Source organism: Pseudoalteromonas sp. SG43-4, assembly GCF_014164325.1.
Classification (GTDB): Bacteria; Pseudomonadota; Gammaproteobacteria; order Enterobacterales; family Alteromonadaceae; genus Pseudoalteromonas; species Pseudoalteromonas distincta.
The window spans coordinates 109,182-115,681 of the sequence record NZ_JACJFB010000006.1; the positions used below are offsets into that span (position 1 = coordinate 109,182).

Consider the following 6,500-nt stretch of genomic DNA (forward strand, 5'->3'; position numbering starts at 1 on the left):
AAAGCGACAATGAGCCGATATGGGCCAGAATACTGGGATAAGTACGGAAGTTACCGTACACCTATAGCATTTCATTTAAGTTTGCTGGTGCTTTTACGTGGCTATTTTATTTGGGTGATTGCGGCTTTAAGCCGCAGGCCTGAACTGGATTTAATGTCGTTATTTTTTAAAAATAAAAATGATTTTTTTATCGCAATAGCAATTGGAAGTATTGCAATAATACCGACTATTCTATTTTGTTTACGCAGACCACGAGATTCACACAGTGCGAGCGATAAGTTAGCAAAAATATGGCGACATATGCGCTGGCCTCTTATTTTATGTGCTGTTGTTGATTTAACATGGTTAAGTATTCAGGCAGCGCATAGCCATTATCGATTTTCATCATTTTTAGCAGTACAAATGATGATTGTTTTATGGGTATTGTGGTATTTGGTGAAAAGCCGTTATTTAACCGTTTTTTTTAATGATTGGCCTGAGCCGACAGAAAAAGCATCAGAAGAAAAAAAGCGACTTAAAAGGGATTAGTTGTGGACGCTGTAAATAAAAAAATAGCGATAGCTATATCGTTAATAGGCTTAGTGCTTATTATTTTAATGATTAGCACTGAGCTTTTAGAGTCTATGTGGTTTAAAGCGCTATTTGGGTTGTGGGTATTTGTTTTTTGCTCAAGCGTTTATAGGCTAACGCCCTTATTTAAATCAAGAAATAGGCTAGAGGATTTTATTCAGCGAGATGCCCAACATTTACTACTTTTTAGTTTGATGGGATTTTTTGATAAAAAGCATGGTCCAAATTGGTTAGTTATTGAGAGTATTGAACGCATAACAACAAAGGATGATGAGCTAATTATTTACAGTAATAACGAGCGCCAAATGAGTGTTAGTTTACCTGTAAAAAAAGCAGAGCTAGATAGTTTTATTAAACGAATACTTACCGACTCAGAAAAACAAAATATTACCTTTAGCTGAGGAGATTACCTTTAAAATTGAACGAGTTTTAGTTTTAAACGCTCAACACTCTTTAGCTGATCTTTAGTGTATTAAATAACGTAATAATTAACCGTACTTCTTATAAATTTATTAAGTACGGTTAATCAACTATTCAATGAGGCTATTATGTTGAAGTGGAATGATGTTATTAACTTTGCCACCAACGGCAATCCTACCCCAAGTAAAAAAGTAGTCAAAACTGACGAGCAGTGGCGGATGCAACTATCAGAAGATGAATATTACGTAACACGTAAGAAGGGAACAGAGCGCCCAGATAGCTCGGGTAGTTGTACATTACTCGAACCTGGCAAGTATGTGTGTATTTGCTGTGATAATCTATTGTTTGATGCCGATGAAAAGTTTGATAGTGGCACTGGTTGGCCGTCATTTACGCAACCTGCAACAATTGAAGCGATTGGTTATGTAAACGATACAAGTCATGGTATGGAGCGCATAGAGGTGGTTTGTAACGTATGCGATTCGCACTTAGGCCATATTTTTCCAGATGGCCCATTACCAACAGGTTTACGTTATTGCGTTAATGCCGCAGCAATGAAAAAGATCTAATATTTTATTTACTAGCGCTTTGAATATCTAAATTCATTTCTTTTGCTATATGTAAAATCTTATCTAAACGCTGCGTCTGATCTGCTTGTAATTTAGTTTTATCAAGAAGGGCGTAGCATCTTCTAGCAAGATCCATATTAAATGAGCTGCCAGATTGCTTGGTTGAATCAAATAGGCACTGTAATAAATTAAGTGCAATACTCTGATTGCGAGGCATTACTCTAAATGCTTGCGTAAAAGCTTCCAGCGCAGTATTTAACTGCCCTTTATTAAATTGATTAACGGCATGGTTATTAAGCTCTTTTGGACCCATTTTAATATCGCGTCGCTCACTTTGTTGCTGCTGAATATAACGCAAGTAAGTTGTGTCGCTAACTGCAGGGTGTCTTTCACAGTGGCTAATTATTTGTGTGAATAAGGTTTGCGCCTTCTGATGAAACCCCAGTTCATGAAATGCTTTTGCTTTATCAAGTGCTCCATCAACCGATCGGATATGAGTATCGTCGTCATCAAGCTGCTCAATTAGCTTTTTCGCTTTTTGATGCTCGTCTTTTAAGTAATGAAGTCGTGCATTAAGTACATCAATTTGAGCTTGATTTGCATTATTAGGAAACTGTTTTTTTAAATCATTAATGTACTGATTTGTTTGTCTAGAAATTCGTTGAATTTGATCAGTTTGATCAGTCGTTAACGCAAAGTCGATACCGGCACGTGCTGCATTTAAATATACATCGGGGTGGTCGTGTATTGAGTGCTTTGCAAAGGTGGCTATATCTTTTTGAGTTAAATAGCTTTTTTCGTAGTCGTGATTAATTAGCGACACATTACTTAACGATTTTTGGCGTGTGATGTTTCGCGGTGCAATGTCTGCTGCTTGACTTAAAAAGCTTTGTGCTAGTTCAAACTGATTTAGCTTTATTTCTAATCTGCCCAACAAATCAAGGGCTACTAAACGAGTTTCTTGGCGCTCTAACATTGTCTTGAGCATTCGCTGCGCCAAAATATGTTCGTTATTCGCTATAAGTGCCTCTACTAAACCTACTTTTGCCCAAGCAAATTTTTGAATATCGAGAACAGACTTAAAAAAGTCTTTTGCATCTTGAGCACGCTTTAAGCGAAGTAGGGCATCGCCTTTTAAGCGAAGTAGGATAGGACTGTAATTATTATTTTTTTTATCCAGAGCGGTATCAATAAATTTAATAGCTTTTGAATCGTTACCATCATCAATTAATGAATACACTGTTTGTAAGTCGTGTTTACGCTTTAAGATTCGTTCAATGCGTGTTTTAAGCTCTTGTACTGTAAAAGGCTTAACTAAAAAGTCATCTGGCTGCAGCTCAAGAACACTATGAACGAGTGAGCCACTTGTTTCTGCTGAGATAAAAATAAAGCCAGTCGAACTTTTTATGAGCTGCTTTACACGTAGCTCTTCATAAAGCTGGTAGCCATCTTGGTGTTTGTTTAAGTTGAATGAGCAAACTATTAGATCAAATTCTTCACTTAAACACTGCTCTTTTGCAGAGTTTGCATGATCAGCAAAGCGCAACTGCCGAAAGCCAAGCCTTTCTAACGATTGTTTCATATAGCTTTGAGCAAGTGGCTGCTCCTCTACTATAAGTATTTTGGCTTTTGAATAGATCTTAGTTGGCATTGGCTTAAGCGTAATTGTATTTAACACAGACTATAATCAACAGTTTAACTCCTTACAAGGGAATTTAAATGATAGCTGTATTTATTAGGTACTTAACTTTGTCTAATACGTTTATCTAACTTCGAAAGTACTGAGCCGAATAGCATAATTAAAAACTAAATAAGTAAAATGGAAACGCTATATTTGATGAGTGCTTTGATATGGTAATTTAGATTTTAATAAAAATATGAAATGTATTTAAGGTAAAAAGAGGAGTTAAACGTATTTAATATGGGAAAAAGTTATTACTAGAGAAGTTGTCTGATGGTATTTATATGTGGTGGGTGATTACTTGGCTTGATACCAGTGACCCTCGCCATTATTTGTAAAGAGTGGGGATGCTCTTTATTAAATGCGATTTATATATTGAGTTTTTATAAAGTTTGTAAATGTGTTTAATATGAGAAGGAAGAGTTATTACTAGAGAAGTTGTTTAATGGTATTTATATGTGGTGGGTGATACTGGACTTGAACCAGTGACCCTCGCCTTGTAAGGGCGATGCTCTCCCAACTGAGCTAATCACCCACATATAATAGGTATGCCTGTTATTTAATTCTTTATTATCAATTAACCGCTTGATGTAATTTGGTGGGTGATACTGGACTTGAACCAGTGACCCTCGCCTTGTAAGGGCGATGCTCTCCCAACTGAGCTAATCACCCAAATTACATTTTAATATGCACCATTCTAGGAATGGTGGGTCGTACTGGACTTGAACCAGTGACCCTCGCCTTGTAAGGGCGATGCTCTCCCAACTGAGCTAACGACCCATATTAAATTTTAAAACGCGACTATTGATATAATAATAGGTTTATATGTGGTGGGTGATACTGGACTTGAACCAGTGACCCTCGCCTTGTAAGGGCGATGCTCTCCCAACTGAGCTAATCACCCACATATAAATTAAAACGCTACTATTAAAATAAATAGTACTGGACTTTAACCAGTGAACCTCGCCGTTACTTGTAAATAGCGGTGATGCTCTCTTTTTTCTAACTGAGCTAACGACCCATTTAGATTTTTTTGTAATATGCACCATTTAAAAAATGGTGGGTCGTACTGGACTTGAACCAGTGACCCTCGCCTTGTAAGGGCGATGCTCTCCCAACTGAGCTAACGACCCATATTACAATTTTAAAACACGACTATTAATATAGTAATAGGTTTTATATGTGGTGGGTGATACTGGACTTGAACCAGTGACCCTCGCCTTGTAAGGGCGATGCTCTCCCAACTGAGCTAATCACCCACATATAATTTAAAACGCTACTATTAAATAAATAGTACTGGACTTTAACCAGTGAACTTTGCCGTTACTTGTTAGTAGCGGTAATGCTCTCTATTTTCTAACTGAGCTTATGACCCATATAGAATTTAGATGTGAACACTTTAACTAAAAAGTGGTGGGTGATACTGGACTTGAACCAGTGACCCTCGCCTTGTAAGGGCGATGCTCTCCCAACTGAGCTAATCACCCACATCTAAACAACATTGCATTGCTGCGTTGTTGTGGGGCGCTATTATAGATAGAGTTGGAAATGTGTCAACACTTGAATGATAAAAATGTGCTGAATGAAGGTTTTATAAACAATAGGATATGGTTGAAGTCTATTTTATCATCAAATTTGATATTGCAGTTCAATTAAGCACCTAAAAGTGAGTAGGGAATTGTATTTTATTAACCTTAAATTTAGTTTTACGATACTCATTGTTTTTTTACTGGAGTCGTTTTTATGATTATGAGCAAGATCGATTAATATTAGGGCTAGTTATTTAGTGAATAGAGCGGTCCTTTAAAAATGAATTTAATTTAAACTTCCCAAAATAAATACTATTTCAGCATTCTAAACTCTATTTTTGTACTTACTTTATTTTTATAAGCCAACCTAGCCATCTCGTAAATACGTATTCCTCGCTACTAGCTTCGGGTTAAGACTAAATAGATCACATATAACTAGGGCGTGTTGACCTTTGTGGATTCAAATTTGCTCAATCTAGGGACGATTAAATCGCGGCGCGAGGTTTGTAACCTAGTGGGCCAAGTAAAAGCCGAGCAAAGCTTCCGCTTCACCCACCAAAGATCAGCGCGCCTTGAAGTTTTATACATAGAATTACGAAGTAACAGTGCTCTTTTAAAAATGCTCTTCAAACAATAATCGAATTTTTTAGTACGAGTTACGCTGGTTATTAAGCAAGTAAAGGCTGCGGGTACTCTCAAACCCACATTTAAGTTTTGGTTATTATAAGCAATTGTAACTTTTAAAAGATTAAGGCGATTGGCGGGGCCTTAAGTGGTAGTTTATAGATAAGTTTAATTTGCATATAAATGTATACCTTTGCTTTGATGCAATTTTGTTTCATTAAATGGGGGAGTGGGGGCTATTGAGTATTCGCTGCAATATAGTGATGTTATTATAAGCAGTAGGGCTTGAATCTTATTCAAATTGTATTTTTTAGCACGCTTGATAGCCAGTTTGTTGAAAATTAAACCATTTAAATAAAGCTAGGTAAAAAACTGTTGACTTTATTTTGGGTGGTGCATAGAATGCGCCCCGCACTAAGCGATACACGATGTGTTTATCACGGTGGGTGTTGATTAAGTTGGGGCCATAGCTCAGCTGGGAGAGCGCTTCGCTGGCAGTGAAGAGGTCTGCGGTTCGATCCCGCATGGCTCCACCAAAAATTAGTGTTTTGTCCTAGGGTAGCAGTTTTCTGTGTCCCCATCGTCTAGAGGCCTAGGACACCGCCCTTTCACGGCGGTAACAGGGGTTCGAATCCCCTTGGGGACGCCACTTAACTTTTATTAGTTAAAGGCGGTTTTACCGAGAAAATAGCGTCACAATTAAAGCTCGAGTCTTTACTTGTATTAAACGTAATTACCTTAAAGCTCATGATGTGAGTTAAACTTATCAACTGTCCTAGTGACACATTTATGTGTCCCCATCGTCTAGAGGCCTAGGACACCGCCCTTTCACGGCGGTAACAGGGGTTCGAATCCCCTTGGGGACGCCACTTACTATTTTAAGTATGTGTAAAGCAGTGTGACACCGCACTCTCTATGCACGACGTTATCAAGAGTACTAATCTCTTGGGGACGCCACTTACTTATTTTAATAGGGAAGTGCAGTGTTATTAAGAAAGCTCGCCTGAAACGAGTCTAAAAATTCAGTTGTCCTAGTGACACATTTATGTGTCCCCATCGTCTAGAGGCCTAGGACACCGCCCTTTCACGGCGGTAACAGGGGTTCGA

General features: G+C 37.9%; 4 protein-coding genes and 10 tRNA genes. 6 read left to right on the top strand and 8 right to left on the bottom strand.

All coding sequences use genetic code 11. The features are described 5' to 3' along the window. Nucleotides 1-9 precede the first annotated feature (9 nt). The 3 genes from H5160_RS08000 to msrB all read left to right on the top strand — a co-directional run bounded on the left by H5160_RS08000 (nt 10) and on the right by msrB (nt 1,559). Complete coding sequence (locus H5160_RS08000; protein WP_182712209.1) at nt 10-528, top strand: DUF2919 domain-containing protein; 519 nt, start codon at nt 10-12, stop codon at nt 526-528. A gap of 2 nt (nt 529-530) precedes the next feature. Then, entirely contained in the window at nt 531-971 is a 441-nt protein-coding gene (locus tag H5160_RS08005; RefSeq protein ID WP_138489371.1) for a hypothetical protein, read from the top strand. Between the two features lie 147 nt (nt 972-1,118). Next, nucleotides 1,119-1,559, top strand: coding sequence for a peptide-methionine (R)-S-oxide reductase MsrB (gene msrB / locus H5160_RS08010; protein ID WP_024605441.1), 441 nt, complete (start codon nt 1,119-1,121; stop codon nt 1,557-1,559). A gap of 4 nt (nt 1,560-1,563) precedes the next feature. Here msrB and H5160_RS08015 read toward each other — a convergent pair whose 3' ends face one another. The 8 genes from H5160_RS08015 to H5160_RS08050 all read right to left on the bottom strand — a co-directional run bounded on the left by H5160_RS08015 (nt 1,564) and on the right by H5160_RS08050 (nt 4,727). Further along, nucleotides 1,564-3,210 (bottom strand): tetratricopeptide repeat-containing response regulator, encoded by a 1,647-nt coding sequence (locus H5160_RS08015; protein ID WP_033020645.1) that lies wholly within the window; start codon nt 3,208-3,210, stop codon nt 1,564-1,566. Between the two features lie 489 nt (nt 3,211-3,699). Then, a tRNA-Val gene (locus tag H5160_RS08020) sits at nt 3,700-3,775 on the bottom strand. A 61-nt stretch (nt 3,776-3,836) separates the two neighbouring features. Further along, nucleotides 3,837-3,912: transfer RNA gene (locus H5160_RS08025), tRNA-Val, on the bottom strand. Between the two features lie 32 nt (nt 3,913-3,944). Next, nucleotides 3,945-4,020: transfer RNA gene (locus H5160_RS08030), tRNA-Val, on the bottom strand. A 48-nt stretch (nt 4,021-4,068) separates the two neighbouring features. Further along, nucleotides 4,069-4,144 (bottom strand) — tRNA-Val (locus H5160_RS08035). A gap of 153 nt (nt 4,145-4,297) precedes the next feature. Next, nucleotides 4,298-4,373, bottom strand: a tRNA-Val gene (locus H5160_RS08040). Between the two features lie 50 nt (nt 4,374-4,423). Further along, a tRNA-Val gene (locus H5160_RS08045) sits at nt 4,424-4,499 on the bottom strand. 152 nt (nt 4,500-4,651) lie between these two features. After that, a tRNA-Val gene (locus tag H5160_RS08050) sits at nt 4,652-4,727 on the bottom strand. A gap of 1,126 nt (nt 4,728-5,853) precedes the next feature. Between H5160_RS08050 and H5160_RS08055 the strand changes: the two genes are divergently transcribed. From H5160_RS08055 to H5160_RS08065, 3 genes are all read left to right on the top strand, one after another. After that, nucleotides 5,854-5,929, top strand: a tRNA-Ala gene (locus tag H5160_RS08055). Between the two features lie 37 nt (nt 5,930-5,966). Further along, nucleotides 5,967-6,042: transfer RNA gene (locus tag H5160_RS08060), tRNA-Glu, on the top strand. Nucleotides 6,043-6,186: 144 nt separating this feature from the next. Then, nucleotides 6,187-6,262: transfer RNA gene (locus tag H5160_RS08065), tRNA-Glu, on the top strand. Nucleotides 6,263-6,500 lie beyond the last annotated feature (238 nt).